Source organism: Pyrodictium delaneyi (assembly GCF_001412615.1).
Taxonomy (GTDB): Archaea; Thermoproteota; Thermoprotei_A; order Sulfolobales; family Pyrodictiaceae; genus Pyrodictium; species Pyrodictium delaneyi.
The window spans coordinates 1,889,372-1,914,310 of record NZ_CP013011.1 but is presented as its reverse complement, the minus strand read 5'-3'; the positions used below and the strand labels follow the sequence as shown (position 1 = coordinate 1,914,310).

38 protein-coding genes are annotated in these 24,939 nt (G+C 59.1%); 5 read left to right on the top strand and 33 right to left on the bottom strand.

From position 1 onward, the window contains the following. Positions 1-3 precede the first annotated feature (3 nt). A complete protein-coding gene (locus Pyrde_RS09720; protein WP_055410320.1) occupies positions 4-1,041 on the bottom strand; it encodes a substrate-binding domain-containing protein in 1,038 nt (345 codons plus the stop codon). Between the two features lie 175 nt (positions 1,042-1,216). On the opposite strand from Pyrde_RS09720, the gene Pyrde_RS09715 reads away from it, so the two are divergent. The 3 genes from Pyrde_RS09715 to Pyrde_RS09705 are packed head-to-tail and all read left to right on the top strand — an operon-like array spanning position 1,217 to position 3,474. Next, positions 1,217-2,107 carry an ABC transporter substrate-binding protein gene (locus Pyrde_RS09715; RefSeq protein WP_055410318.1) on the top strand — a complete coding sequence of 297 codons (891 nt, stop codon included), beginning with the start codon at positions 1,217-1,219 and terminating at the stop codon, positions 2,105-2,107. Positions 2,108-2,140: 33 nt separating this feature from the next. Continuing rightward, the gene (locus tag Pyrde_RS09710; protein ID WP_231656740.1) at positions 2,141-2,803 is read left to right on the top strand and encodes an ABC transporter permease; all 663 of its coding nucleotides are present in this window, start codon (positions 2,141-2,143) and stop codon (positions 2,801-2,803) included. Beyond that, positions 2,800-3,474, top strand: coding sequence for an energy-coupling factor ABC transporter ATP-binding protein (locus Pyrde_RS09705; RefSeq protein ID WP_055410316.1), 675 nt, complete (start codon positions 2,800-2,802; stop codon positions 3,472-3,474). Before Pyrde_RS09710 ends, Pyrde_RS09705 begins: the two co-directional genes overlap by 4 nt. A gap of 54 nt (positions 3,475-3,528) precedes the next feature. Here the strand turns inward: Pyrde_RS09705 and sdhB are convergent, their stop codons facing one another. The 7 genes from sdhB to Pyrde_RS09670 form a co-directional block, all read right to left on the bottom strand. After that, the gene (sdhB, locus tag Pyrde_RS09700) at positions 3,529-4,419 is read right to left on the bottom strand and encodes a succinate dehydrogenase iron-sulfur subunit (RefSeq protein WP_055410314.1); all 891 of its coding nucleotides are present in this window, start codon (positions 4,417-4,419) and stop codon (positions 3,529-3,531) included. Positions 4,420-4,425: 6 nt separating this feature from the next. Beyond that, positions 4,426-4,746: a succinate dehydrogenase/fumarate reductase transmembrane subunit gene (locus Pyrde_RS09695; protein ID WP_055410313.1), complete on the bottom strand. Its 321-nt coding sequence runs from the start codon at positions 4,744-4,746 to the stop codon at positions 4,426-4,428. 6 nt (positions 4,747-4,752) lie between these two features. After that, positions 4,753-5,148, bottom strand: a complete 396-nt coding sequence (locus tag Pyrde_RS09690; RefSeq protein ID WP_055410311.1) for a succinate dehydrogenase/fumarate reductase transmembrane subunit — start codon at positions 5,146-5,148, stop codon at positions 4,753-4,755. Between the two features lie 23 nt (positions 5,149-5,171). Next, on the bottom strand, positions 5,172-6,920 hold the full coding sequence (locus tag Pyrde_RS09685) for a succinate dehydrogenase/fumarate reductase flavoprotein subunit (protein ID WP_055410309.1): 1,749 nt from the start codon (positions 6,918-6,920) through the stop codon (positions 5,172-5,174). Further along, positions 6,904-7,527, bottom strand: coding sequence for a FumA C-terminus/TtdB family hydratase beta subunit (locus Pyrde_RS09680; RefSeq protein WP_055410946.1), 624 nt, complete (start codon positions 7,525-7,527; stop codon positions 6,904-6,906). Before Pyrde_RS09680 ends, Pyrde_RS09685 begins: the two co-directional genes overlap by 17 nt. A 23-nt stretch (positions 7,528-7,550) precedes the next feature. After that, on the bottom strand, positions 7,551-8,435 hold the full coding sequence (locus Pyrde_RS09675; RefSeq protein ID WP_055410307.1) for a fumarate hydratase: 885 nt from the start codon (positions 8,433-8,435) through the stop codon (positions 7,551-7,553). A gap of 187 nt (positions 8,436-8,622) precedes the next feature. Next, positions 8,623-9,405, bottom strand: a complete 783-nt coding sequence (locus Pyrde_RS09670) for a hypothetical protein (RefSeq protein WP_055410305.1) — start codon at positions 9,403-9,405, stop codon at positions 8,623-8,625. A 282-nt stretch (positions 9,406-9,687) separates the two neighbouring features. Between Pyrde_RS09670 and Pyrde_RS09665 the strand changes: the two genes are divergently transcribed. Beyond that, positions 9,688-10,101 (top strand): hypothetical protein, encoded by a 414-nt coding sequence (locus Pyrde_RS09665; protein ID WP_055410304.1) that lies wholly within the window; start codon positions 9,688-9,690, stop codon positions 10,099-10,101. An 88-nt stretch (positions 10,102-10,189) separates the two neighbouring features. On the opposite strand, the gene Pyrde_RS09660 is transcribed toward Pyrde_RS09665, so the two are convergent. After that, positions 10,190-10,717, bottom strand: coding sequence for a DUF996 domain-containing protein (locus tag Pyrde_RS09660; RefSeq protein WP_055410301.1), 528 nt, complete (start codon positions 10,715-10,717; stop codon positions 10,190-10,192). Positions 10,718-10,856: 139 nt separating this feature from the next. Here Pyrde_RS09660 and Pyrde_RS09655 point away from each other — a divergent pair, with 139 nt between their 5' ends. Further along, positions 10,857-11,876: an integrase gene (locus tag Pyrde_RS09655; RefSeq protein WP_156328058.1), complete on the top strand. Its 1,020-nt coding sequence runs from the start codon at positions 10,857-10,859 to the stop codon at positions 11,874-11,876. 12 nt (positions 11,877-11,888) lie between these two features. Here Pyrde_RS09655 and Pyrde_RS09650 read toward each other — a convergent pair whose 3' ends face one another. The 24 genes from Pyrde_RS09650 to Pyrde_RS09545 all read right to left on the bottom strand — a co-directional run bounded on the left by Pyrde_RS09650 (position 11,889) and on the right by Pyrde_RS09545 (position 24,904). Continuing rightward, positions 11,889-12,686, bottom strand: a complete 798-nt coding sequence (locus Pyrde_RS09650) for a hypothetical protein (protein WP_055410298.1) — start codon at positions 12,684-12,686, stop codon at positions 11,889-11,891. Positions 12,687-12,698: 12 nt separating this feature from the next. Beyond that, on the bottom strand, positions 12,699-13,361 hold the full coding sequence (locus Pyrde_RS09645; RefSeq protein ID WP_055410296.1) for a hypothetical protein: 663 nt from the start codon (positions 13,359-13,361) through the stop codon (positions 12,699-12,701). Between the two features lie 28 nt (positions 13,362-13,389). Further along, positions 13,390-14,385 (bottom strand): hypothetical protein, encoded by a 996-nt coding sequence (locus Pyrde_RS09640; protein ID WP_156328057.1) that lies wholly within the window; start codon positions 14,383-14,385, stop codon positions 13,390-13,392. 27 nt (positions 14,386-14,412) lie between these two features. Continuing rightward, positions 14,413-14,817, bottom strand: coding sequence for a hypothetical protein (locus Pyrde_RS09635; RefSeq protein ID WP_055410292.1), 405 nt, complete (start codon positions 14,815-14,817; stop codon positions 14,413-14,415). A 149-nt stretch (positions 14,818-14,966) separates the two neighbouring features. Next, positions 14,967-15,482 carry a hypothetical protein gene (locus tag Pyrde_RS09630; RefSeq protein WP_055410290.1) on the bottom strand — a complete coding sequence of 172 codons (516 nt, stop codon included), beginning with the start codon at positions 15,480-15,482 and terminating at the stop codon, positions 14,967-14,969. Then, complete coding sequence (locus Pyrde_RS09625; RefSeq protein ID WP_055410288.1) at positions 15,448-15,777, bottom strand: hypothetical protein; 330 nt, start codon at positions 15,775-15,777, stop codon at positions 15,448-15,450. The genes Pyrde_RS09630 and Pyrde_RS09625 overlap by 35 nt, the downstream gene beginning before the upstream one ends. Continuing rightward, positions 15,752-16,726 (bottom strand): hypothetical protein, encoded by a 975-nt coding sequence (locus Pyrde_RS09620; protein WP_055410286.1) that lies wholly within the window; start codon positions 16,724-16,726, stop codon positions 15,752-15,754. Before Pyrde_RS09620 ends, Pyrde_RS09625 begins: the two co-directional genes overlap by 26 nt. Positions 16,727-16,763: 37 nt before the next feature. Beyond that, a complete protein-coding gene (locus Pyrde_RS09615; protein ID WP_055410283.1) occupies positions 16,764-17,066 on the bottom strand; it encodes a hypothetical protein in 303 nt (100 codons plus the stop codon). Positions 17,067-17,094: 28 nt separating this feature from the next. Then, positions 17,095-17,625, bottom strand: coding sequence for a hypothetical protein (locus tag Pyrde_RS09610; RefSeq protein WP_156328056.1), 531 nt, complete (start codon positions 17,623-17,625; stop codon positions 17,095-17,097). Beyond that, positions 17,618-17,869: a hypothetical protein gene (locus Pyrde_RS09605; protein ID WP_055410279.1), complete on the bottom strand. Its 252-nt coding sequence runs from the start codon at positions 17,867-17,869 to the stop codon at positions 17,618-17,620. Before Pyrde_RS09605 ends, Pyrde_RS09610 begins: the two co-directional genes overlap by 8 nt. 16 nt (positions 17,870-17,885) lie before the next feature. After that, complete coding sequence (locus Pyrde_RS09600) at positions 17,886-18,188, bottom strand: hypothetical protein (RefSeq protein WP_055410277.1); 303 nt, start codon at positions 18,186-18,188, stop codon at positions 17,886-17,888. Continuing rightward, on the bottom strand, positions 18,185-19,204 hold the full coding sequence (locus Pyrde_RS09595; protein WP_055410275.1) for a hypothetical protein: 1,020 nt from the start codon (positions 19,202-19,204) through the stop codon (positions 18,185-18,187). Before Pyrde_RS09595 ends, Pyrde_RS09600 begins: the two co-directional genes overlap by 4 nt. A 35-nt stretch (positions 19,205-19,239) precedes the next feature. Further along, the gene (locus tag Pyrde_RS09590) at positions 19,240-19,824 is read right to left on the bottom strand and encodes a hypothetical protein (protein WP_156328055.1); all 585 of its coding nucleotides are present in this window, start codon (positions 19,822-19,824) and stop codon (positions 19,240-19,242) included. Between the two features lie 23 nt (positions 19,825-19,847). After that, positions 19,848-20,630: a hypothetical protein gene (locus Pyrde_RS09585; RefSeq protein ID WP_055410271.1), complete on the bottom strand. Its 783-nt coding sequence runs from the start codon at positions 20,628-20,630 to the stop codon at positions 19,848-19,850. 6 nt (positions 20,631-20,636) lie between these two features. Beyond that, on the bottom strand, positions 20,637-21,125 hold the full coding sequence (locus Pyrde_RS09580; protein WP_055410269.1) for an MG2 domain-containing protein: 489 nt from the start codon (positions 21,123-21,125) through the stop codon (positions 20,637-20,639). A 41-nt stretch (positions 21,126-21,166) separates the two neighbouring features. Next, positions 21,167-21,475 carry a DUF5658 family protein gene (locus Pyrde_RS09575; RefSeq protein WP_055410267.1) on the bottom strand — a complete coding sequence of 103 codons (309 nt, stop codon included), beginning with the start codon at positions 21,473-21,475 and terminating at the stop codon, positions 21,167-21,169. A gap of 15 nt (positions 21,476-21,490) precedes the next feature. Further along, a complete protein-coding gene (locus Pyrde_RS09570) occupies positions 21,491-22,204 on the bottom strand; it encodes a hypothetical protein (protein ID WP_055410265.1) in 714 nt (237 codons plus the stop codon). 145 nt (positions 22,205-22,349) lie between these two features. Then, positions 22,350-22,922, bottom strand: a complete 573-nt coding sequence (locus Pyrde_RS09565; protein WP_082419610.1) for a nuclease — start codon at positions 22,920-22,922, stop codon at positions 22,350-22,352. Further along, positions 22,909-23,091: a hypothetical protein gene (locus Pyrde_RS10775; RefSeq protein WP_156328054.1), complete on the bottom strand. Its 183-nt coding sequence runs from the start codon at positions 23,089-23,091 to the stop codon at positions 22,909-22,911. Before Pyrde_RS10775 ends, Pyrde_RS09565 begins: the two co-directional genes overlap by 14 nt. Before the next feature lie 11 nt (positions 23,092-23,102). After that, the gene (locus Pyrde_RS10500; protein WP_082419609.1) at positions 23,103-23,276 is read right to left on the bottom strand and encodes an aCcr1 family cell cycle regulator; all 174 of its coding nucleotides are present in this window, start codon (positions 23,274-23,276) and stop codon (positions 23,103-23,105) included. A 7-nt stretch (positions 23,277-23,283) separates the two neighbouring features. Continuing rightward, on the bottom strand, positions 23,284-23,520 hold the full coding sequence (locus Pyrde_RS09560) for a hypothetical protein (RefSeq protein WP_156328053.1): 237 nt from the start codon (positions 23,518-23,520) through the stop codon (positions 23,284-23,286). Positions 23,521-23,527: 7 nt separating this feature from the next. Then, positions 23,528-24,103, bottom strand: a complete 576-nt coding sequence (locus Pyrde_RS09555) for a hypothetical protein (protein WP_156328052.1) — start codon at positions 24,101-24,103, stop codon at positions 23,528-23,530. A gap of 19 nt (positions 24,104-24,122) precedes the next feature. Beyond that, a complete protein-coding gene (locus tag Pyrde_RS09550) occupies positions 24,123-24,356 on the bottom strand; it encodes a hypothetical protein (protein WP_156328051.1) in 234 nt (77 codons plus the stop codon). 62 nt (positions 24,357-24,418) lie between these two features. Then, positions 24,419-24,904, bottom strand: a complete 486-nt coding sequence (locus Pyrde_RS09545) for a hypothetical protein (protein ID WP_055410255.1) — start codon at positions 24,902-24,904, stop codon at positions 24,419-24,421. Positions 24,905-24,939: the final 35 nt, after the last annotated feature.

The window sequence follows — 24,939 nt, the reverse complement described above, 5'->3', positions numbered from 1 at the left end:
TAGTTATCCCTGTAGTGACTTGTAGCCGGGGCTATTCTCTACAAGTGTATTGAGCCACTCCGAGTCCAGGAGCTCTGCAAGTCTCTGGACAGCATTCCGCTCCGCCCTCTCCTTGGGGGCGTAGCACTCGTAGCGCTCCCAGGCCACGTGCAGGTGGGGGAGCCCGTGGCTCTCAGCAACATAGCGGAGTACTAGGGCTGCGTCGGCACGGCCTAGCGCTACCTCGCGAGCCGCCTCCGTGTGAGTATAGGCTATGTTATCGTAGCCCTTGACCATCGGTTTTTCGAGGCCTAGCTTCCTCGCAGTCTCTTGAAGCAAATGATCGAGGAGCACCCTGGTGCCGGAGCCCCGGTTCCGGTTGACTATCCGGAGCTCACCCCGAACTATCATCTCGAGGGCTTCGTCTAGGCTCGCAACCTCCAGGCCAGGGCGCAGAGCTAGGACTAGCTGGCGCTGGAACCCGCCAAGTAGCACGGCGTCGCCGAGCCAGTATCTTTCGAGGTAAGGCCGGTTATACTCCCTGGTAACGGGGTCGTAGAGGTGTATGCACGCGGCATCGGCCTCGCCTAGCGAGAGCATTGCGAGCGCGTGCCCAGAGCCCGCACAGATGCTCTCGACCCGGAGACCCTCTTCGCGGAGCCGGTCCATTACGAGGCTCAAGAGCGGGTCATGACTATGGGCGACTACTAGGTCGGGCTGCCCAGCCGCTACTACCCGGGGCGCTTGTGGACCTATACAGCGCTCTAGCCGGGCCTCGGCCTCCTCGTAGAGGGCTAGCAGCTTCTCAGCGAGCGGTGTTAGCCGGGCTCCGCCGCGGCGGGCCCCTCCCCTCCACGTCTCGACGAGTTTTGCTCCTAGCAGCCTCTCAGCCCTGCTTAACTGGTCCCAGGCCCGCGAATAGGGTATGCCGAGAGCCCTTGCTGCGGCTAGCAGGGAGCCGTGTTCCCGTACTCCGCGGAGTAAGGCAGCCAGCGTAGCGTCTAGCACCGGCTCGCCATTCTTCTCAATGACTACTGTGTACCTGGCGGTGAGCTCGTCCACATTACCCTCCTCCAGCGGACTCGAAGTACACTGTAGGGGTGCCTTGGTTTTCCAGGCTACTGGTTAGTGTCTCTGCAGCTCTTAGAGCTGTACGCGTCCGGTTATCCCGTTACCGGGTATCGGGTAACGGATAAATTTCGCCCACATGAGGTTAACCCCAAGCGGTTGAGGCAAGATGGATCGGAAGCTACTCATAGCGGCTATAATCCTCGTAGCGGCCGCTGCAGTAGCACTATACATAGCGATGGGGAGTAGCTCGGAGCCGGTTCGTGTACGAGTGACTACGACTACTAGCCTCTACGCGACAGGGCTCCTAGACTATCTAGCTGACAAGTTCAAAGAAAAGTACCCAAATGTGGAGATAGACTTCATAGCTGTGGGGAGCGGTGAGGCGCTGCGCCGGGCTGAACGCGGAGACGCGTGTATGGTCTTCGTGCACGCTCCTAGCCTCGAGAAGCAGTACATGGAGAAGGGCGTGATAACCGGGCACAAGATATTCGCCTACAACTACTTCATAATAGTTGGGCCTCCAGACGACCCCGCTAACGTGAAGATGGCAGAGAATGCTGTTGACGCCTTCCGGAGGATATACGAGGCAGGCGAGGCAGGTAAGGCAAAGTTCGTGAGTCGCGGCGACAACTCGGGTACCCATGTGAAGGAGATGAGTATATGGAAGCTCGCTGGCCTAGACCCGCGGGGGCGGAGCTGGTACCTCGAGAGCGGCCAGGGCATGTCACAGACACTAGTCATGGCTAGCGAGCTTGGCGCCTACACGCTCAGCGACATCGGTACCTACCTAAAGCTGAAGAAGGACGGTAAGCTGCCAGGGATAGAACTCCTATACAGCAACAGCACCGAGCTAATCAACATCTACAGCATATACCTGGTGACAAGCTGTACCGGGAAGGAACGCGAGTACGCTGAGAAGTTCGCAGAATTCGTCTACAACAACCAGAATCTCATAGGCCGCTACGGTGTCGACAAGTACGGGCAGCCACTATTCTACCCCGCTGAGGGCCACGAGAAGGAGCTACAGGCGGCCTGGGAAATGCTAGCCAAGGGCTAAAAATCGCCCACCGGGCCACAGCGCTCTCCGCTGTTGGACGAGGCTAGACACGCTATGATGGGCAACGAACTCGCGGACATTACGCTACGCTCGTTATACGTCTCGGGTACAGCTACCCTACTAGCAGCCCTATGGAGCCTCCCCTTAGCGTACATGATGGCTGCAAAGAGGAGGTTACAGGCAGTAACGGCGGTTACAGAGGCGCTAGTCGGCGTCCCCACAGTGCTGGTCGGTCTCCTACTCTATTTTCTCCTAAGCCGCCAGGGGCCTCTTGGCTTCCTGAACCTGCTCTACACCCCTACAGCCATAATAGTAGGCGAGGCTGTACTGATAACACCGCTCCTAGTGAGCGTCGCCTACCGGGTTCTCCGCGGCGCAGTCGAGACCTACGGGGAGCTAGCTCTCAGCCTCGGCGCCAGTGAGGCCCAGGCAATGGCCCTAGCAGTCCGCGAGGCAGCGCCCGGCCTAGTAGCGGCCCTCGTAATGGGCTTCTCCCGGGCAGTAGGAGAACTAGGCGTAGCATTGATGATTGGCGGGAATATACGAGGCTACACCCGCACCCTCACTACAGCTATAGCCCTGGAGGTGTCTAAGGGCGAGTTCGAGGACGCAGTAAGCCTTGGCGCGATCCTCGTAGTAATCATGGTCGCTGTCTCGCTCGGCCTAAGGCTCGTCCGGAGGCTAGGACAGCCATGATAAGGCTCAAGGATGTCTGGTACCGCTACAGCGACAACAACTGGGTCCTACGCGGCATAGACGTCGAGATACGTGAGGGCGAAGTGCTAGCCATAGTCGGGCCCAACGGCGCCGGCAAGACGACACTCATGAAGATAGCCGCCGGGATCTACCGGCCGATGCGCGGCCGCGTAGAGGCCTGGGGCCGTGACCTCTGGGAGGCCCCTGGGGCCGAGAGGCTCGCACTCCGCCGGAGAATAGTCTACGTACACGAGAGACCCATACTCATCCGTGGCACAGTCCTCGACAACATAGTCTACGGGCTCCGCATAAGAGGCCTAGACCGCGAGAAGGCTCAGCGCCGCGCCCTGGAGGCAGCAAGACTCCTAGGTATAGACGGGCTCCTAGACAGACCAGCCACGGGGCTCTCCAGGGGCCAGCAGCAGCTAGTCGCGATAGCCCGAGCGCTAGCCGTCGAGCCTAAGATACTCCTTCTAGACGAGCCCTTCGCCCACCTTGACCGGGAGAAGCGCCGTCTACTCCTCAACGTCCTCGAGAAGCTAGCTAGCAGTGGTACTGGAGCAGCTATAGCGACGCATGACACTTACCTCGCAGCCCGGATAGCTAGCCGCGCAGTACTAGTCGAGAACGGCAAAGTAGAGACAGGCAGTATAGACGAGCTACTCCTATGACCTCGATTCCACGGGATAAACAGAACCCCAGGGGACAAATTCAGCACCTCGCGGTCATAGTTCTTCGGGGTCTATGTCGAGCTGTACTGGCCGCGCGGCCTCCTCCTCGGGGTCGGCTCCCTCTACCAGGTTCCCGGTAGGATAGCTGGCTTCTACCCTTCGTAGCGGCTTCTCTAGTGGCGGCGCCACTTTGCTGGCTCTCTTCCTCCATAGGCCTAGGGATGCACGTATCGCTATGCTGCGTAGCCTCTGTATCGCGCCAGCAGGATCTACTGCCTTGGGGCAGACTGCGCTACAGCTGGCGGCGAAGTGGCAGCCAAAGCAGCCGTCGGGGTTCGCGACTAACGCTATACGCTCCTCCGCGGCCTCGTCGCGTACATCCACGATGAAACGATACGCCTGCGTCAGGGCCTGGGGGCCCAGATAACGAGGGTTCGCGTGGTATACGGGGCAGGCGGCGTTACAGAGCCCGCACATTATACATAGGCTGAACTGGTATATCTCTAGGTGCTGCTCCGGGGTCATCAGGAACTCGCGGGGTGCTTCCTCTACCTCGCGGGGGTCGCGGCGGACTATGTAGGGTTTCACACGGCGGTGATTCTCGAAGACACGGGTCATGTCGATGACGAGGTCCCGCACTACAGGGTAGCCGGGCAGCGGCCCAACCTCGACCACATTGTCCTTTGCTATACTGGCTACCTGGGTCTGGCAGGCCAACTGAGGCTCCCCATTTACGAGTACACCGCAGCTACCACAGGTGCCCATCCGGCAGCTATAGCGGAATACGAGGGTCGGATCCAGACGCTGCTTGATGTAGAGTAGCGCGTCGAGCACCGTCATGCCGCGGTAGAGGGGCACCCTGTACTCCTGGATCCAGCTCCGGCGCTCCTCGGGGCTGTAGCGATGCACCCTGAGCACTAGCTCCCTACGCTCTTCCCCGGTCACGGTCCTTCACCACCCTATTGTCCTGGCTAGTCCTGTGGCGCCAACAGCCACAACGAGGGCTAGGAGGATCCAGAACAACGCCTCAACAACTGCCCGGCCCCGTCTACCGTGGACACGTTCGAGCAGTATACTGCGGAGCCCGTTGAGCCCATGAAACCCCGCGGCCAGGAGGACTGTCCAGAGGACCCAGGGCCTCGGGGGCTGTCGGAGCCAGTCAACAGGAACGTGTTCTAGGAGGTGGAGGGGTAGAGCTACTGCCAGCAAGGCTGCAGCAACATAGCTGAGCAGCTGCCGCAGCGCCTCAAGCCTCCAACCCCACGACGCCACGGCCCATCACCATGCTATGAGTAGGTAGGCTGCTAGGGCGACGGCTAGGCCTGCGAGGACGACAACAAAGTGGAGTAGCAGTCGTTGTGCCGAGCGTAGACTTGTGGATATGTAGGGTGGCCGGGGTATCCCCGGCTTGCCTAGGCCGAGTCCTAGAGCCTCTACCAGTATGAGCCTCAGGCCGTTGAGCCCGTGGAACGCTGCTGCAGCGGCTACGGCGAAGCGGAGGGTCTTTGACGAGACTATGGCGGCCGCGGGCTCTGCTAGCCAGGTGTAGCCAGCCAGCATCCCGCCCATAGACACAGCGTGGGCCATGAAGTAGGCTAGCAGTATGAGCCCGGTGACCCGGTGCAGCCGGTATGCGAGCCTCTCCGGGTTGTTCGGGACACGTAGTCTAGCCACTCCTGCATCCCCTCTAGGCTGATCTAGTACCTCCTCTCTACGGGCTTCCAGGTGGTTATCCGGACCGGGGTGTAGCCCAGCTCGATCTCACCGTTCGCGTTCATCACGGCCAGCGTGTGTTTCAGCCAGTTCTCGTCGTCGCGGCGGGGGTAGTCAACCCGGTAGTGGGCGCCCCTGCTCTCGGTCCGGGCGAGCGCCGAGACAGCCACGGCCAGCGCCACGTCAAGCATGTTAGCGGTCTCGAGCACGGCCACTAGGTCGGTGTTGTACACCCTGCTCTTGTCATGGGGATAGACGTTCTTCATAGCCCCGCGTAGCCTCTTTATCCGGCGCACTGCCTCCTCGAGGCCACTCCTGTCGCGGAAGACGTATACGTAGCGGTCCATCGTCTCCTGTAGCCGCTCGCGGACCTCGTAGACGCTCTCCCCGCTCTCCCGCTTCAGCAACTCGTCGTAGACACACTTCTCCTCCCTCTCCACCCTCTCCCTGCTAGGCCCCCTGAGGGCCTCGGGGTGCTTCTCCAGGAAGCGGAGCACTTGGCGGCCCACAAGCCTCCCGCTGACAAGGCACTCTATGGTGCTGTTCGAGCCTAGCCGGTTAGCACCGTGGATGCTCGCAGAGGCAGCCTCACCCGCGGCCCACAGGCCGCGTACCCAGCGGCCCTCGGCTGTGAGGACGCGGTAGTAGCTGTCCGTGTGTATCCCGCCCATAGTGTAGTGGGCTACAGGGCGCACCGGGATAGGCTCCTCAACGGGGTCTACCCCGGCGTGCTTGATTGCTATCTCCCTGACCGCGGGGAGCCGCTCGCTTATCCGCTCCTCGCCTAGGTGGCGGAGGTCGAGGAGCACGTAGTCTAGCCCGGTGAACTCGTCGCGTAGCCCCCGGCCCTCCATTATCTCGGTCATGATGGCCCTCGAGACCACGTCGCGGGGAGCTAGCTCCATCCGCTCCGGCGCGTAGCGCTTCATGAACCGTTCTCCCTTGGCGTTGACGAGGTAGCCGCCCTCGCCACGGGCGCCCTCAGTGATCAGTATCCCGCTCGGCACCAGCCCCGTGGGGTGGAACTGTATGAACTCCATGTCCTTGAGGGGGATCCCCTCCCGGAGAGCCATCGCGAGCCCATCGCCGGTGCTGGAGTGGCTGTAGGTCGTGAACTTGTAGATCCGGCCCGCGCCCCCGGTCGCGATTACGCCCGCCCTCGCCCTGAACACGAGTAGCTCGCCGCTCCGGAGGTCCAGGGCCGTGGCCCCGCGGAACCAGCCGTCCTCGACGATGATGCTGGTCACGTAGACCTCGTCGTACCGTGTCCAGCCGTCGAAGGCCTGGAGCCTGCCGTAGAGGGTCTGCATCTCGAAGAACCCGGTCTTGTCGGCCGCGTAGCAGGCTCTCGGGAAGCTGTGGCCGCCGAAGGGCCGCTGGGCTATCCTCCCGTCGGGCCGGCGGCTCCAGGGCATACCCCAGCGCTCTAGCAGCCGTATCTCCTCCGGCGCCAGCTTCACCATAGTCCAGACAGCGTCCTGGTCGGCGAGGAAGTCGCTGCCCTTAACAGTGTCCCAGGCGTGGAGCGCGACGCTGTCGCCCTCCTCGGGGTAGAGTACGGCGGCGGTGCCGCCCTCCGCGGCCACGCTATGACTCCTCATCAGCTGGACCTTGCTGACGATAGCCACGTCTACCCTGTCGCCGCCAGGGCTCCGCTTGATCTCCAGGGCAGTCCGTAGCCCCGCGAGCCCCGAGCCTATCACGAGCACATCGTGCTCAACTACCTCGACCACCGCCCCCGGCGCCTCCCAGTAGCTCCTCTAGCCTCTCCCGGACCCGGGTCATGACCTCGTCGTAGAGGTTACGCCCCGTCGAGTCGATCACCACCGTTAGGGGGCCGAAGTCGCGGACACGGAGCAGCCAGACAGCCTCAGCCATGCCCAGCTCCTCGAGCCAGTAGACAGCCTCAACCCTCTCCACAGCCCTCGCCGCCAGCACAGCGGCGCCCCCAGTGAAGACGGCGTAGACAGCGCCGTAGCGGCGGCAAGCCTCCGCAGTCCCCCGGCCCATACCACCCTTGCCTATCACCATCCGGACGCCGGTAAGCCTGATGAAATCCGGCTCAACCGGCTCCATACGCGCGCTCGTAGTGGGCCCGGCCGCGAGTATCTCCCATCCACCGTCGTCGCGCCTCCGGGCCACCGGGCCCGCGTGGTAGACTGCGAGGCCCCGGGTCGGGAAGGGCAGCTCCCCACCAGACTCCAGGACCTCGATTATCCTGCGGTGCGCCGCATCACGCGCCGTGAACACGAGCCCCGAGAGGTAGACCACGTCACCAGCCCGTAGACGGCGGACCTCGTCCTCCCCAAGCGGGGTCGAGAGACGATAGACACGGGACACGGCCACCAGGCCCCCTACAAGGGCTAGATGTGCTCCGAGGTTATCCTCCATGAGCCGTCCGGCTCGAACACGCCACTAGCGCGGCGGAGCGCCCAGCAGCTGAACACTACCCCCACAGCGTAGGTCGCGGGGTGGCGGAACCCGTACTCGATGTGGAGGTCCAGGGCGGTCACCCGGCCCCCGAAGCCATGGGGCCCTAACCCCAGCCGGTTAACCTCCTCCAGGAGCTCCTCCTCCAGCCGCGCAGCCTCTGGGTCAGGGTGCCGCGACCCAAGAGGCCTCAACAACGCGGCACGCTTAGCCAGGGAGAGAGCCTGGTCACCCCCAGCAGCAATGCCGACGCCCACCACGAATGGCGGGCACGGCTTAGGCCCAGCCTCCGCCACCGCCCGGAGCACAGCCTCCCTGACCGCCTCCCAGCCCCGCAGCGGCAGCGCCATGACTAGCCGCGTAGGCGCCTCACTCCCACCACCCTTAGCCACGAACACAGCCTCCAGCCCGTCGCCGGGGACAAGCTCGACCTCCACCCAGGGCACATAGCGGCCAGTATTATCGCCGCTATTCCTGCCCCTCAACGGGTCCACAGCGTTAGGCCGCAGCGGCACAACCCGGGTAGCCTCCCGTACAGCCTCCGCGACGACCTCGTAGAGCCTGCTACGGAGCGGAAACCCGTCACCCACCCGGAGGTAGAAGACCGGAGTACCCGTATCCTGGCACAACGGCCTCCCAAGCCGGACAGCGAGCCTCACATTCTCCAGCATAGCCTCCAGCTGCCGCCGGGCCACAGGGTTCTCCTCAGCCTCCAGCGCCCTCTCCAACGCCTCATACACGTCACGGGGAAGCCGCGTAACAGCAGTACGGATCAACTCCACCAGGAAGCCCCGTAGACTGTCCTCGAGCCCAGCCACAGCCCAGCACCAGAGACACAGAGTAGAGCGGAGGAGGCCTCCCCTCTACACTACGCCCCAGGCCCCCAAAATACAGTCCCACAGCCGAGCCGGCGCACGACAACACGTCGTCCGAGGCAGTAAGGAAAGAAAGACGCAAAAACAAGCCCATGTACAGGATAGGACAGCGCCTAAGCCAGCTAAGAGACTAGCCTCTGCGCGCCAGCTTCTCCCCGAGCCTCACCCTGATATAGCGGGCGAGCCCCAGCACCGGGGCCAGGTCAAACGGGAGAAGAAGCCCCGGGAGACCCTCAGCCTCAACCTCCACGGCCACAGCCACGTAGCCACCGTCCCTGTCCAGGGGCTCCTCGCCCTCTACGTTGATGTCCACGCTGTAGTAGTACATGTCGCCGTCACTCGCTAGGTAGTCTTCGAGCTCCCGGTAGAGCCGGGTCCTCCGGGCATAGCCTACAACCCTTCTAGCAATTTTCACAGCCTCCTCCAGGCCAACGCCCTCCGGCACCTCTACGATGACGTCGCCCTGGACCTCCACTTGGGCGTGCGAGTGGCCGTCAGCCGGGAACACCACGCCGAGGCTAAGGCTGCTAAAGGGGGCCTCGTCTCCCGAGGCCACGAGCTCTATGGACGCGCCGTTGGTAGCACTGCAGCCCTTTTCCTGTAGCTCCTTGCTTGGGACGTAGCACACCACATTCTCCACGCTCATAGTCTCCAGGAGGCCCAGGAACCCCCTAAACACAGCGTAGTCTATGAACTCGGCCAGCAGCGCCGAGGAGGAAACTAGCCGTACAAGCATGCTGAGGCTCAGCTGCCCAGGGGCAAGACTGCTAGGCGGCACCGGCTCCACGATACCACTCGCCGCGTAGATCAGCCTCTCGACAACCTCTCTGGCCGGCCTTCCTGTCGCCCTTGCTAGGCTCTCGAGAGCCCTAGCAGCCTCGCCGTCCAGCTCCAGCCGGAGTGAGCCAGCCACACACAGCACCAGAACAAGTATACCCAGGACCCAGCTCTATATATACAAGCCTAGAATACACTAAGTGGAGCCCATGTAGTAATATGGCAACATCACAACAAGGATGTATTACCATTATTTAGGTGTTCATCGAGCTAGCGTTGTAGCTTCTTATCTCTAGCTAAGGAGGCAGACATGATCATTTTAATGTGGTATTACTGTAGCACATCGAGTATATCTAGTATAGATGCGTATATGTATATAGAATAGAGTGGAGGAGTTCTAGTGTAAACAGGTGAGCACATGGGCATTGCTGAGGAACTCGCCTCGCTTCTTGGAGGAGAGTTTCCTCGCCTAGTCCCCATCGAGCCCGAGAACGAAAACTGCCTGCATGGTCTCCTCTACCTCTACCTAGCCTCTAAGAGGTACTATGTCAACTATACTGGTGGCCGTGCCAGGCCGGATCTGGTGGTGAGGAAACCGCGAGGCAGGGTGGAGGTCCCCATAGAGGTTAAGCTAACATCGTCTGCATCTGTAGTAGATCGTGGTGTAGAACAGCTCATGAGCTACATGAAGGGTACCGACTGGCGTACTGGCATACTCTTTGTATGGGATAACGGGAAGAGAGCGGCAGCATACTCCAGGGCGAGGGAGCTTAAGACTGTTAAGAAGTGGGGGCGTACAATACTCCTAGTAGCCGTGAAGCCCAAATCCTAGGACCAGCGTACGGACCGCGGCTGTCTCAATTACTGCTTCGCTTCTAGAATAGTGCCGGTTAGCCGCTAGAGCAGGTACAGGACAGCTACTAGAGCGTGCCCGAGCTTCCGGCTGGTGTCCTGGTGGGCCTAAGTGTCGCTAGTACTATTGCTTCGAGTACCTGGGCTATGAGTAGTAGTGCTAGGCCTACCAGGAGTATGGCGAGTATTGCCCCGTACCAGTAGAGGCGGGCGGCCCATTCAGCTATGCTGCTGCTGTGGGGCGCGAGTGTCCTCATTAGGTCGCGCTTGTACTTGCCCATGAGCAGTATGGCTATGTAGGCTAGGGCTAGGCCGGCTGCTATGCTCGCGCCGACCCCCATGGGCCCGGCTGCGAGGGTTCCGAGGAGGGCTCCTAGGCCGACGAGCAGTGCTATGGCTATGAGGGCTGCGGTGAAGCCTACGGTGGAGACTAGGGCGTAGCGGAACACTTCTCGCTTGTTGTAGTGTTGGCCTATATGATACATCCCGGCAAGGTATAGGACTAGTCCTACGAGGCCCAGCGTGGCGTGTATGAACGAGAGCATGGAGAGGATGAGGCCGGCGACTGCCAGGATCTTTGCAGTGTCTAGTTTCAAGGCTAGAGGCCACCGTAGTAACCTATAAGGGTATGGTGTCCAGATATATGCTGCTGTCCTCGGCGAGATACTCGTGTATAATTCTAGGTTAGACTGTGCCAGTGGCTTCATAGCGTACGTGAAGAATGGTGGTGATAGAGTGGCGGGCCCGGGGGGATTTGAACCCCCGACCACCGGCTTAGGAGTCCCGAGCCAAGACAGGAATCGAAACGAGATTTTCTCCAGGGAAGGCTCGGAGCCTTCAGCCCAGGCCTGGAAAATCCTTCTACCGGATGCTAACAGGTTTAGGGACTGGCTCAGCGGTAAAGTCGAGGCTAGAACCCTCGAGGACTATATGCGCTATTACTCGAAGCTCCCCCAGGTCTTAACCCCCGACTCTATAACCGAGCTGGCTAAGAGGAGCAAGTGGTACGCCAACCTCATACGCAAGATAGCCAGCTTCCTCTGGGAGACCGGCAGCATAACGCTAGAGGAGCGCGAGCGCATCTACGCCCTAGTGCGGGGCCAGAGGAGCCTGCGCAAGGCCAAGGCCCCCGCGGTAGAGGCCGAAAAGATACGGTTCACCATAGACTACCTCGAGGCCGCAGGCCAGCACGGCTACGCGCTACTCTACAAGATAATGTACTATTCTGGCGCCAGGGCGGAAGAGGCAGAATATCTTGTGAGAGCGGCGGCCAGCCTGAAGCCCGTAAGCCACCAGCGGAGCCTAGAGCAAACAGGATACGTGGAGCTGGGAGACGCCGTGAGAGTGGCGCTGCACTTCAACCGCGGCAAGAAGCGCTGCGAGTTCCTCTGGCTCCCCCGCGAGGTCTTCGAAGAGGCCAGGGCGTGGCATGGCGAGCCGCCCTCGGCGCGCCGCCTATCTTACTACGTCAGGAATATACGCAGGCGCAGTGGCCTAGACCTGGCACCGCCCAAGATGCTCCGCAAACACCACTACCAGCTCATGGAAGACCTGGAGATAGACCTGGAGCTCCGCGAGCTAATACAGAACCGCTACGCCAAGATAGAGAACGTGGTCGGCCTCACCAACTACAGCAAGATAGTCCTACGCGCAGACCAGGCCTACGTCGAGAAGATACTCCCCGAGCTAAGGCGGCGGCTCCAGGTCTATCTCGCTGAGGATAATGGGAGAGATAGCTCGTCGCCTAGGTTTTGACCAGGGCAAAAACTAGGGGATATTCACTACCAGCTCTAGGGGTTCGATGTAGCTCTCCCACTCCTCTACCTGGCCCGGGAACCCGTTCCAGACGTAGGCCCTTATGAGATATGTGCCGGGATCCTTGGGCCACCAGAGTAGTGTCACCTCTATTCCGTCGCCTACGAGGGCCCAGCTCACGCCTATCGCCATGTTCTCATCGATTATCACCGTGCCGTAGCTGGGATCATACCTGTGAACCTCTACCAGCACCAGCGCCTTACCATACCTGCCCTGGGGGCTGGCGTGTATCGGGAAGTGGATCAGCACCTGCTTCCCCGCGGCGGGGCTAGCCGGGTTGCCCATCGCGTCGGTGTAGTAGACCCGGCCCCAGCCAAGCTCGAGGCCGCACTCCCTGGGAGATGCACATACCTGCTGCCCGCCACCGCCGCCTAGAGCGCTCATAGTCCCGTTAGCGTAGACGACGAAGAGCTGCCGGGGCTCCGCCCCGTAGACGGAGACGGTTGGAGTGGACGCGGCGACTTCAACCACTGTGTCCGGGCTGGCAGCAGTCGTGTTCACGTCAACACTCAGATTATAGGCCAAGCTGAAGCCGTCCGCAGCTACTGCCTTGCCCCCGCTGCTTCCCATTAGAGCGTAGTCCCAGGCCACAATTGGCGCAGGCTGGGCTTTGAATCCCAGCCTGACAGTCACGTTGTAGAACCAGTCAAACACGCTGGACACGCTCAGCCCCAGCTCTGCGGCAGCAGCTAGAACTGCGAGTGTCGAGAGGAATGCCAGGGAAAAACTGAGTAGGGCCACCCGCCTCAACACTTCTCACCCTTAGCCCGTGCTAGGCCACTTAATGTGGATCTCATAGACTATGGTCAAGCTATCTGTGCTGCTAACATCTATAGGCTCTGGCAACTTGTCCGCAAACACAAGTACGGTTCTCTGGTAGGTGTCTACCACAGGCCTTATCGCAAGACCCACAACGTTTATGGTAGTGTTGGAGTCAAATGTCACTGTGCCCTTGATCTTTATCACGTACTCTCCCATGTTCTCTTGCCAGCCGGTGCCTAGTGTTGTTATCGGCGCTGTGTAGGCCTCGTCGAACCAGTAAGTATTGTATGTCAGTTCACTACTAAGCTGGCCCGCGACAACCACCGGCGGCGCCGTTAGGGCGCCGTTATCGGATCTACCAACGAGCGCGTCTAGGCCATCCCCGTGGTTTAGTGTAACGCCACCGCCGTCGCTCGTTATCAGCGTCTGCCCCTGATTCGTCAGTATTGCGGCGAGCACCTTCGCCCAGTTCTCGAGCGGCGGGTCACCAACCTTCATGTAGACCAGCTCGCCGTTCTTGTATACCTTGAGCACCGGCAGTATCTCCAGCGCGGCCATGGCTGTTTCAGCGGCAGGCTGGAATAGTAGTAGTGCTACTAGCACGGCGGCAGCAGCGCCTGCTCCGGCCCCGCCCAGGCCTAGTAGTAGGGTTCTCCTCTGCAACCCGCCTCTCCGCTACTACTGGGCGAATCTAGAAGGGGAGCAGCCCGCCCAGCAGCCCCCGCCTCTTCTGCTGAACCCGGGGCCGGAGTAGAAACCCCGCCGAGCCGTCCTCAAGAACGACACGCTCAAGCGTGAACTGCCAGGCCCCATTCTCCCGGGGCAGCTCCTCGAGCCATTCAGCCGGGATAGTCACCCTGCAGTTCCGCGTCACGCACCTACGCTCTACAGAGTCGAGAATCTTTCTCTTTCCTAAGCGCTTCATGCTCTGCTTGGCCTTCTCTTCTCTCTCCTCTGGCGGTGCCTCGTAGCTTGGGTCTATGATGCGGCTGGGTGGATCGAACCGGATCAGCCCGGCCTTATCGTTTGCAACTCCTATGCCCCGGCTCTTATCTCCGTATATGAACGCCAAATCGTACAGCTTCATGAGCTCCTCTATAACAGCCCTATCGGTTATGTTCAACGCCTCGATTATCAGGTTCGCTTCCCAGCGAGGCAATGCTTTGACTACTACTAGGTCGGCAAGATCCCTTATATCTCCCATGAGACGCTTTGTCTTCTGTGAAGCGAACATTAGGTATACTATCCGGGCGTTGGAGAAGTGTCTTGCCCTGAAGAAGTGCCTGGCGAAGAGCACGTTCGCCTTGTACTCCTCACCCGATATGACCATGTTGGATAGATCTGCTGCTGCCTCTCCGACAATCCCTATGAAGACATCCGCGGCAGTGTTTTTCATAGCCTCAACGAGCTCCTCTATACATGAAACCCTGTATTTGGGCCTCAGGTGCCTATCCACGTCCAGCATTTTCACGTCAACGCTCAGCCCCCTCGCTTCCAGTTCGTCCCAGAGCCACTCTGCGGTAGAAGCCATGGACCAACTTTTTCCGCCGCCCTGGCTCGCAACAAAGTATAGCTTCCTCATAGCCCGAGAGCCCTTCTCAACCTCGCGCAGCGGCCCCTCGATGAGGAGCTTGTAGACATAGTCGCTGAAAGCCTCGGGCATGAACTTTATCGGTAGCCTAGGCATAGCCACCCCTACGTCAGGGGGCGAACTCTAGAACTCCTCGATCACTTCTTCCTCTTTGTCCTCATGTCTTCTCCTAGGCCCTATCCTCAATGTCTTCCTCTTCTCGCTCTCTTCGCCCACAGGCACGCTCAGCAAGAGCTGATCCAGTGTCGACAGCCGAGGCACGGTCTCGGCGCGGCCCATGAGGAGAAGGTAGTTGAGATGCTCCTCGGCCAGGCGGCAGCCCTCATCGTTTTCTAGGCATTTGAAGCGCTGCCTCTTAGCATTCCACTCCAGCTGGAAGCCCATAAGCTGGTACTGCTTATACCACCACACGATCTCCCGGGCATAGGCATTAAGGGCCAATGAGCCTAGCTGCGGATCCAGCCTGCGGAGCCGGGAGACAAGCAGCTTCTCGATCTCGTGCAGTAGCTCCCTAGACGTGAGGCTCACACATAGCCCCCAACAGTAGGGGCGGAGTAGGATTCTACACAGGTTAGTTTCGGCCAAGCGTCCTATAAAGGGGGTGGAATCATCCGCCCCCGCGGCTTACCGCGGCTCCCGCGTACATCGCACGCGGGGGCTCTCCAGCTTATTGGAAACTATTTGCGTCCTTTATTAGACTTGTCCTTTCCGCCGGCTCTTTTCCAGCGCTGGGTACGCTTGATTTTGCGCCTAGCGGGCTTTACTGCTACTTCGCCTATCTCCTCGTATTCTAGGTCTTCGCCGCGCTTGTTCTTGAACTGGACTTCCTCGGGGCTCTCCGGGTTCCAGCCCTTTACCCCGTGTATGCCGTAATGCTTGACCCGGCCCCTGCTGTTCACCACTAGGTGGTCTGTAAACACTGTTCGGCCTCTCCGGCCCCTTCTCTTGCCGAGCATCGAGGCCTGGCCGCGCCTAAGGATGCGGCGTATAAGCTTCTGCGCTTTCTTCCTGGCTCCCCGCCTCAGAGCATCCAGCGCCTCGTCAAGCCACTTGACCACGTACTCTCCCAGCTCAGCACTAGCCCTCGAGACTTGCTCCGCCTCTTCTTCGAGCCGCCTGTGCTTCACGTACCTCTTCTTGTACCGGAGCCGTGGGTTGCTACGCTTCCTCTTCCTTCCTCTCCGCTTCGCCATCCCTCGCCCCGGGCCGTAGGGGCGATCCCGGCGGCTGCCGGGGTGGGGCGAGAATGTTCCGGGCCAGCCACGTTATGCGTCTACGTGCAATCTCATGAGCCCTCTTGTAGGCTAGTAGCTTCCCCGCCGTCAGGGCCCACTTCAACCGTATATTCTCCGCGAGAACCTCGGCAAACTTCTCGTAGGGAGCTGCCAGATATTCGAAGACATTCTCTTCAGCGCTAACCAACGGCTCTACCTCTAGCACGTACTCGTACTCTACTCGAGGTCTACTCTTCCTTCTCCCCCAGAGCATCTCCTCTCACCCTTCTACGCTTCAAGCGTATCCTGCGGACAAGGAGCATCTCGTAGCTGCTGCTCCTGCCCTTCTCGTCTATGATATCTAGGCTCCACCCTGAGAGGGGCAGTCCTTCTCCCGTCACAGTATTCTCCACATAGACGTGGCTGCCCCGGAGTCTCCCGAGAGTCGCTTTGAAGTCCTGCAGCGCCGCCGCGAGCCTTCCATCGCTCGTGTAGTAAACCGGGAGCAGCAACACCTTGAGACGCCTATTGCTGAAGTCGGGTTTCACCAGCGCTACCGTGGGCGGGCTGGGGGCCAACCAGTAGCCGGCAAAGAGGCCTAGGAGCATTGGGATGCTGAGCCACCAGTACCTCGGCATAGCGGCCAAGGCTATGAGCCCAGCCGCGAGGCTAACAGGGTTCAGAGCGTCAAGAAGCACCAGCCTCGTCTTGACTAGCCAAGCCAAACCGGCACCAGCCAGTATCCCGGCGAGCGCCGCCGCGAGCGTCTCGGCCCGTACACGTGTTACCAGAGCTGCGAGCTCCTTCACCGTCATCTGCACGTACTCCTCTACCGCCCGCTCCCTGGCGAGGCCGTAGAAGCAGAACCTCTTCGCAGAGCCTTCCAGGACCACTTGTATGCACACATGCTGGTTGGGCGGCACCTCGAGCACGTGACGGGCCGGCTCTCCGAACCCCGCCAGGAGCGAGAACTTCCGCTCTCCCACTACGAAGCTAACAGGCCTACCAGTCTTGCTGAACACCTCTATAGTGACCGGGCTGAAGACCTTGCTGTTGTTCTGCGCCATTGCGATACGGTTACCGAACCGGTAGTAAGCCACTACAAGGTACTCCTGGTCATGGTAGAGGTAGGGGCCACTCGAGGCTGCGTACGCGGGCACAGTATATAGTATAAAATGTAGTGTGAGAATAGCGAGGGCTAGAGTTAGAGGCTTCCCTGTCAAGTCCCGCCCCGAGGGTATGAGGGGCGAAAAAGAGGGGCTAGAGCCTGCGGAGCTTCCCCCAGTACTTCTTCACTATCGCTATGGCTCTCCGGGCCTTCGCGCCGCGGAAATCCCTATCCTTGCCGGAGACTAGGCGATAGAGCAGCAGGAACCGGCCATGCGCCGTCTTCTTGCTTATCCTGCCCCGCCGTGCGTCCTGCAGTATCCTCTTCGCTATCTTCTCTACCTCGTGTAAATTATCGAGGCCGGGTCTGCCGGTGTCGGGAACGCATGGCGGGCTCTGGCAGCCCTTGCCTAGGTACTTGTTCCTATTACGCCTCTTCCCCCGCTTCCGCGGCATCCCGGGCTCTCCGCCGGAGAGGGCGAGCCTAGACGTCGCTCCACGCCCTCTTCATGCAGCGGCTCCAGCACTGCCGGTTCCGCCGGGGGTGCCCACATTCCCGCCAGCATTCCCGGAACTCGTATGCCGCTACTATCTTGGGCCTAGTGTTCTTCCTCTCCCGGCCACGGCGTCTCTCCCGCCTTGCTGGGCGAATCCTAGCAGCCTTCCGGCGGAGCCGCCTCTTCGCCAGCTCCACGACCTCTTCCTCGCTCAATATGCCAGCCTCTATGGCTTTTCGGAGAACCCTGGAGCCCTTCCTGCCATAGAGAGCTCTTAATACGTCCTCGTAGGCCTTCCTGCGCGCCCTCTCGCTCCTCGCCTTCTCGAACCTCTCTATCGCGAGTCTTAGAGCGCGGACTCCTCTGGCCCCGAGCCCTTCTATTCTCCTCGCTATGCTTCTCCCTATGTCCCTGCGGAGCAGGGTCTCCGTGGCCCGGTCTATGCGGCGGAAGGGCCGCTGGAAGAGCCGCATCATAGAGTTGCTCAGCTTCTCGAGCTCATCGGGCAGGCTACTCATCTCCCTCACCCATCTTCTCGGAGACGAAGACTATACGGGTGAGCTCAAGCGCGACCTGCTTATCCCCCACATTCGACTCGAAGAACTGGTAGACCTGCAGGACTCTCTGCGCGTATGCCAGCGTGTCCCCCCTTCTGCGGATAGCTTTCTCGACAGCCTTCTCCGCCGCGCTAGCCACTATCTCCTCTAGCTCTTCCAGATCAAACCCGTCCACAACCCCGCTTTGCTTCAGCCTGAGAACCATCCCTACTCTCCGCCCCCTAGGGCGACCTGCTCCGTAGCGCAGCCTTCACCAGCTCCAACAGTATCCTAGGGCCGACAAAGATCGCGGCGACAGTCGCTATAGCCGCTGTCACCGGGTCGCCGCTGAGCCGCAACGTGTAGGCGTGCACCTGGCGGAGTAGGGGCCAGAAAAACGCGGCCAAGAAGAGCGCCGCGCCCCACTGCGATATCCTCGGGTGGCTCTTCAGGCCATAGGCTATCATTGCTGCTCCTAGCCAGAACAGCGCCCACTGCATAGTTGTCCATTGTTTCAGCTCTTCTATCCATGCTTCCCAGCTCATTCTCTCATCCTCAGCGCCGCGTAGACTAGCAGGAATGCACCAGCAGCTATGACCAGGTACGGCGACTTCACTATCCCCTCTATGAACTGGCGGTCCGTGAACATTATGTATGCGACTATTAGCGCGCCTGCCAGAGAGATTATCTTCGCTCTCCCACCCGCGAAAGCGCCACCCACAATCAATGCGACGCCGAGCATGAACAAGTATTGTCTCCACGTCATCCCCCCGGCACTTTTCACCCCTGCCCCGCCGCTGCCCCCGCCCAACCTGTCCATTATAGCGCGGAACGGCGCGGTTATCAAGTCGAACCATCCCTTGAAGAAACTGTATACAGCGTCTGCCAAGCTGCCAAAGAAGCTGCTCAAAGCATCGACAAAGCCTGTTACCCTGCTCGCCACGCTCGAGAAGAAGCCTATCACAGCGTCCCCGATGCCGGCAAAGAAGCTTCCGACAGCGCTTATACCATCTATTATCCTCTGTCCGACGCTGTGGATCGCTCCGAGGAGCCCATCGAAGAAGTTCGCGATTGCTTCTATTGCTGCTTTCATGCCGTTGATTATCCTGCATAGGCTGCAGACTAGATCGCATATCCATGTGAGTCCTGGGGGTAGCTGGCAGTTGTTGCACCAGCCGCTGCAGTCGATGCCTATGCTTCCGCCCCAACCGCCCCCGCCGCTTCCACCACCGCCCCCGCTTCCGCTGCACGCACCACTACACGAGCATGTTGCGCCGTCATAGCTTATTGCAGCCCATTTCCCCGTATTGCTACCCGTTGGATATGCCTCGACCTCGTATGTACCAGGCATAGTCACCGTTATTGCGTATGTGCTACTGGATTGCCCCGAGTCAATGACATTACCATCGTGCATCACAGTGTACGTAAACGGTACATCACTGCTTATGCTTATGTACAAGCCGCTACTGTCACAGCTGTACCAGATGTTGATGTCTGCAGCCGCGGCTGCAGCCGCGAGTAGTGGGATGAGAAGTGCCAGCAGTATAAGCTGGCGAGCCACCGTTGCCCCCGCAGCGTGGGGGCGAAAAAAGTGGGCTAGACGCCCTTCCTGAGGATGCGCAAGATTAGGCCGCCTACTGCTAGGAGTGCCACCACGGCCACTATCACGCCTACGTAGTTTAGCCCTGCAATCCTTTCAAAGGGTACTACTAATGCTTCCATAAAGCCCTTGAACCAGTCGCCTAGGCTTAGCACGGTGCCGCCTATCGCTCCTATCGCGCCGGCCATTGCGAAGATGACTCGTTGGAAGCCGCTTGTCCTATACGCTAGGTACAGCATTGCGAAGCTGAACGCTAGCGTGCCGACGCTCGACAGCACCGTTGTTAGGAATGTCTGTATGTTGGCGAGCCACCCCATCGCTGCGGCGAACATTATGCCGCCGGCTGTCAGGAGCAGAGGAGATTCACGTTCTGCGCCGAGCCACACCGTTAGGCCGGCTGCGCCGAAGAGAGCAAGGATCGGCAGGAACTCCCCCATCCCGCCGAAGAGACTGTTTATCGCGTTAACCGTTTGAGAGAACCAGCTTGCACCGCCTATGAAGCTGAACGCTAGCAGTATAATGACTATCGCTACGAAGAGCAGTAGTACTCCGCCGAAGCTTATTGCACCTCTCAGCCTCACCGGCCTCACCCCCTTCAACGCTCCTAGCGTCGGCGTGGCTGCTCCTTCGCTATCATGTAGAACACGAAGAGTACCACAGCCATGCCCATTATCGCGGCTATCGGGTTCTCTGCAATGGCTCCCACGAAAGCGCCTATGGCACCGCTCATTGCACCCATCACGTATCCTAGCTGTCTCCTTATGCCAGCCGCTATCGCTGTGATGTAGCCCATTATCATGCCACCGACGGCCCAAAACGGCTGTGTCAGCACGGCCAGCAAGGGCTGCTTGCCTACGCCCATGACCTCTAGCCTTGCTATGTCCACTGCGCTAGCATTGTGTACTTCAAGCTTAACCGTGCCCGGATGCGTGTTCGCCCAGACGCTGAACTCAACTGGATTAGTGGTCTTGCTTATCGTTCCGTTTCCGGTGAACGGCCCGAACTCTATCTCCGCTGCAGGCTCCACGGTTATGTTCACACTGTTTATGCCGCGGTCGGCCAGAGCTGACCATGAGAGCCACTGCAGCTCGAGCACTATCTTCGTGGTGTTCTCCGCGGGAGAGGCTATGCTTAGCGTGCCGTTGGCATAGCTCGCGATGTCCTCTAGCCTGTAAACATCCTCTACCTCGCTCCCGTTCACCAAATGGTATACGTGCACCTTAGCATAGTCCCTATGATCCCAGACGTCGGCCAGGGTGAGTATCGGGGTCCTCACCGTGACGCTGATAGCCATGCCAAGGGACGCTATCAGCGCCAGTATTGCTAGTATTATGCCGAAGTCGCTTAGCAGCTCGAGCATCTTACGCTCGCGGCTCTTCCTTGGCACCGGTTCTCACCTCTTCCGCCCAGTCTGGGGCGATTTGCTCTTGTTCAGCGAGATGGCTAGAGCAATGAAAGCCATAGCAATAAAAGCAGCACCAACAACAACGTTGCCGCCCCCAAACCCGCCGGAGCCCCCATTTCCAGACCCGCCTACGAGGAACACATCCTCGGCGCTGACACTGCCGTACTGTGCTTTGACCACCCAGTTCCCTTCCTTGGCATCGCCGGGGAGAACGAAGCTTGTGCTGGTGCTCCCTGTGCCGTTCACAAGCTGCACAGTTAGCTGGTCGCTGTAGACCAGCGTACCCTCGGGATCGTGGACCGTCACCGCCACTGTTGCACTGGTAGCGTTGTCTTCCACGACTACCGTGATTACCACGGTTTCGCCGGGGCTGTACGTGTCCTTGTCGGCGCTGACGGTTAGAGAGGCCGCGGCAGCGGGAACCGCTACTGCTGCTACCAGGAGCAGAGCCAGGGCCAGCAAGGCTTGGCGCTGCATACCTCTTCTCCGCCCAGCCAGGGCGAACAATAAACCCGGGTTTACGGCGTCCCGGAGAACAGGTACCCCCCTCTCAGCAACCACGCCACATTATTCACGACAGCAGCAGAGACCACGGCGAGAGGAACATACACGAGAACCCGGCGCCCCAGGGGGGCTAGCCTAGCAAACTGGGTCATGAAAAGCAGTATGGGATACTCCACGAGCACCCAGTATAGTGGACCCATGATGGGTAGGAGCCTAGAGGTGAGAGGAGCCGCCTCAACGAAATGGCCGGTAGAGAGTGCATACCAGGTTGTGGCCGCGTCCAGGAATACGAGGAGCGCCAGAATAGCCGCTAACCGCTTCACCGGAGCCCCACAGCCTTAGGGCGGAATCATGTACTTGACGAAGTGCGGCATAATCTGCTTCAGTTCTTCCTGCAGCTTCTCCCTCGCCTTCTTCGCATTCCCTCGGAGCTCTTTCGTCTGGCTCAGGTATTGAACTAGGTGGTAGAAGAGCTCGCCCAGCACCTGGTGGCCGCGGGCGAGGTTGTAGACGCTCACAAAGAAGCTTGCGTAAACCACTGCGGCGACGCGCGGCGTGAGTTTGACGTAGCCGCGCTTGATATGCACTTTTTCGCCTTCCAGCAGCCCGCGGCTCCTGCGGAGCACTTCCTCGGCGTAGGCCAGGATGCTCTTATCGAAATCATAGCGTGTAAAGACAAGGTCGTAGAAGTATCGTAGTATCCCCGCGGCTTCCTCGATGTATCTTTCTTCCCCCTTCTTACCCCATTTCCCTGGTAGAGTGCCTATCGTAGACCCCGTGAGAACGGGGCTAGCCCGCTGCTGCCAACCGCGCTCTGGGCGCAGCTCGGTATAGCTCCCGCCCGGTATAGCACTGGTGTTGCCGGGAGTATAGTGCTCCTTCTTCTTTGCAGTTGCGTAGAGTGCGTAGGCCTTCAGTTTCGCTCGTTCATTCCTGCTCCCATATACTATCTCTGCTATCGCGCCCCAGCTCAGCCCCATAGAGTCCCTCAGCATGACGACTAGGCGCTGCCGAGTATAGCCCGCCGAGGGTATAGCCAGCCTAGAGGTCAAAGTATAGCCCCCAGTCCTACGAGCGACTCTCTAGCTCTAGTAGGAGCTTGATCCGGGCAAGCGTCATGGCAACCCTGGACTGCAGCCCATCCAGCTCCCGCAGTTCATCAGCCAGCTCCTCGAGGAGCCGCTCCAGCTGTACGGCTCATAGCTGGCCACTGTTGTTCACCTCTTTCATCATTGCCAGCCACTTCATGAAGTTGCGTGGTTCTAGCCAGCGGCGCTGCTCTATGCATATGTACCAGTTCTCGTCGCGGTATAGTTTCCGCTTCTCTGCCAGACCCTGCGCCAGCATCTCCTCTACCAGGTGGGCGTTGATCAGCCTCATTGAGACCCTGGTGTCTACGAAGTGTAGGAACCACACCCGCTCCAGGGGTATGCCAAGCCTCTTCGCCTTCTCCACCTTCCTGTAGAGTATGCAGGGCTTAGTGTCGCCCCTGCCGTCGCTGTAGTCCCGGTAGCCGGTAACGTCGACAAAGGCTACCAGCTCGTCGCCCTTACCCTTGCTGCAGAAAACCGCGAAGTCGAAGGCGTTCAATGGGCTATCATAGTTGTCTGGTACGTAGCCGGTGTAGCCGCTCCCGACACCCGTGAACAACACATAGCAGCCATACCGGGCCAGCAGTATATTCAGTATATTATATGAAAGCAGCTCCCGCCTAGCTGCCAGCCGCCACTTCGAGGAATACCTGGCCTTCAACGCCCTAGCGTCCAGCACGGCACGTCACTCCTCTTTCTCGCAGTTTTAGGCACTCTCTTACGATGTGGCAGTCGAAGCGCCAGAATGCACATGCATCGTCATCGTCCTCTTCAATGCATCTGCGCCTAGCCTCTTTGCACAGTTCAACTATAGCACCATCAATAACTTGGCACTCCTCGTCAGCCACGGCCCGTCACCTCAGCTTGTCAGCCTCACAATCTTTGGTTCTGGCTGCACCTTGTAGTCCTCTAGTTTGAGGTAGAGCTCGATGGCGCGTCGTATGACCTCACTCCGTGTCACGCCCTTGAGGCGTGCAAACATGTCTAGCCTCTCCAAGAGCTCTTCGTCTGCTTTGAATGTTATGACCCTCATCGCGCGGTCACCTCGGGTTCGGCCATGCCGCTTCTACTGCAACTCCTTGGGTCTCCTGCAGGGCTGCCCTGGCTTCTTCGTAGACCCTGGCGCAGTCGGGCGCCACGGGAGCACCCTCGTAGAGCAGCTTCTCCGCGTCGAGGGCCTCTAGGATGCGCTCAGCCCTCTCCAGCTCCTCGCAGCTAGACGCCTTGATGGCAAGCCAGCATCCATGCACATGCACCAGCCGCGGCAGACAATCCACCCTCTGGTCACCCCTCGGCCTCTGCCTTGGCTTCCTTCTTCATGTACTTGTCTAGGCCGTCTGCCTCGCGCTTCTCTAGTCCTACCGTGATCTTCTTCCCCCTCACAAGGTCAGGATTCATTGTTATGACCTGCAGCCACCCAAGCAGAACCCTTGCAGTCTTTAGCCACTCCTTTACCGCGTTGATGAGGTCTAGTGCTTCGCGGAGCTCCCTCTCCACTGACGTGTACTTGCCCGAGTCGAGGTCAGCCATGTATATCTCATGTAGACGTTTGTTACTCTCGTCAATCTCTCTTAGCATTTCATCTATCCATTGAAATACTGCGTTCAGTAGCAGTATTTGTGGCATGTACACGTAGATGTTTCTTCCTTTGTCAATCATGTGCACCATGTAGAGGCTTGGCTTAATATCTGATGCGATTGTGTAGACCAGCTTCGTAAAGTCAATACTTCCCTCTAGAGCCCTATTATTCCCTTTGACTATCACTAACTCTTCATCTGATAGTAGCACACCATCACCAACCTCGTAGTAGACATTCCTGTCCTTACCTAGGCCATCAACAAACTTCCTAAGCACAGCCACCACACCCTCACCCCCACGCTCATGCTGTAGCCGCAGCGAGCTCAGCACGGGCTACCTTGTTGTGCATGCTTGCTATCTTGTTGCGGAGTTGCTCGCTTAGCTTCCCAGTCGTTAGCAGCTCTACTATCACTCTCGCTCCTATCTCGTAGATCTCGTACTTCTTCATGTTCAAGTCTATTGAGAGGTGCTCTATTGTGCGGTCGATCTCGGGGTCTACGAATATTGAGACTCGGATTCGGGGTTTGGAGCCCATCTCTCTCACCTGCGCACACGCACAGCCGTGTAACTGTACAGTTGCGCAGAAGTATAAAAGTGTTACGAACCCTTTAGCACCTCTATAAGCTTCTTGAGATCGTTCACTGCCCTTCGTATCTCCTTTGCATAGTTGAGTATTGCATAACGGTAGACCACTTGCTGCTTCTCGAGAGCCTCGACGACCGTGAGAAGCTGGTCTAGGGCATTCTCTGCACGCCGAAGTAGCATGTCATCAATTTCCGATCTTTGCTCGATCTTCTGCTCGATATGATGCACGTTGAGGTTGACGACTATTTGGCTGGCCTCGCTTATCTTCTGGATCTCTGCGCCAGAGAGCTTGGCGGTAGCCGCGATAGCTGCGCCTATGCTCTTCTTTAGGAGTTCCATGCGCTGCTTGTCTTCCCTGACAAACTTCTTGTAGATAATCTTGTAGGCTAATGGCAGTCTTATACATAGTACATCTGTTGTAGAGAATAAGTCTTGGGTGCTTAGGAGCCCCTCTATCTCTTTTCTTATGTTTTCTTCGGTGCTGTATACTGTATACATACTGTATACAGGCGCCCCCCTAGAATGAGGGGGAG

What these genes read in the sequence shown, in the direction of transcription:
- Pyrde_RS09715 (WP_055410318.1), top strand. Translation starts at nt 1,217, where the DNA reads ATGGATCGGAAGCTACTCATAGCGGCTATAATCCTCGTAGCGGCCGCT.
- Pyrde_RS09705 (WP_055410316.1), top strand. Translation starts at nt 2,800, where the DNA reads ATGATAAGGCTCAAGGATGTCTGGTACCGCTACAGCGACAACAACTGG.
- Pyrde_RS09665 (WP_055410304.1), top strand. Translation starts at nt 9,688, where the DNA reads ATGGGCATTGCTGAGGAACTCGCCTCGCTTCTTGGAGGAGAGTTTCCT.
- Pyrde_RS09640 (WP_156328057.1), bottom strand. Translation starts at nt 14,385, where the DNA reads ATGCCTAGGCTACCGATAAAGTTCATGCCCGAGGCTTTCAGCGACTAT.
- Pyrde_RS09630 (WP_055410290.1), bottom strand. Translation starts at nt 15,482, where the DNA reads ATGGCGAAGCGGAGAGGAAGGAAGAGGAAGCGTAGCAACCCACGGCTC.
- Pyrde_RS09625 (WP_055410288.1), bottom strand. Translation starts at nt 15,777, where the DNA reads ATGCTCTGGGGGAGAAGGAAGAGTAGACCTCGAGTAGAGTACGAGTAC.
- Pyrde_RS09615 (WP_055410283.1), bottom strand. Translation starts at nt 17,066, where the DNA reads ATGCCGCGGAAGCGGGGGAAGAGGCGTAATAGGAACAAGTACCTAGGC.
- Pyrde_RS09610 (WP_156328056.1), bottom strand. Translation starts at nt 17,625, where the DNA reads ATGAGTAGCCTGCCCGATGAGCTCGAGAAGCTGAGCAACTCTATGATG.
- Pyrde_RS09605 (WP_055410279.1), bottom strand. Translation starts at nt 17,869, where the DNA reads ATGGTTCTCAGGCTGAAGCAAAGCGGGGTTGTGGACGGGTTTGATCTG.
- Pyrde_RS09600 (WP_055410277.1), bottom strand. Translation starts at nt 18,188, where the DNA reads ATGAGCTGGGAAGCATGGATAGAAGAGCTGAAACAATGGACAACTATG.
- Pyrde_RS09580 (WP_055410269.1), bottom strand. Translation starts at nt 21,125, where the DNA reads ATGCAGCGCCAAGCCTTGCTGGCCCTGGCTCTGCTCCTGGTAGCAGCA.
- Pyrde_RS10500 (WP_082419609.1), bottom strand. Translation starts at nt 23,276, where the DNA reads ATGAGGGTCATAACATTCAAAGCAGACGAAGAGCTCTTGGAGAGGCTA.
- Pyrde_RS09550 (WP_156328051.1), bottom strand. Translation starts at nt 24,356, where the DNA reads ATGGGCTCCAAACCCCGAATCCGAGTCTCAATATTCGTAGACCCCGAG.
- Pyrde_RS09545 (WP_055410255.1), bottom strand. Translation starts at nt 24,904, where the DNA reads ATGTATACAGTATACAGCACCGAAGAAAACATAAGAAAAGAGATAGAG.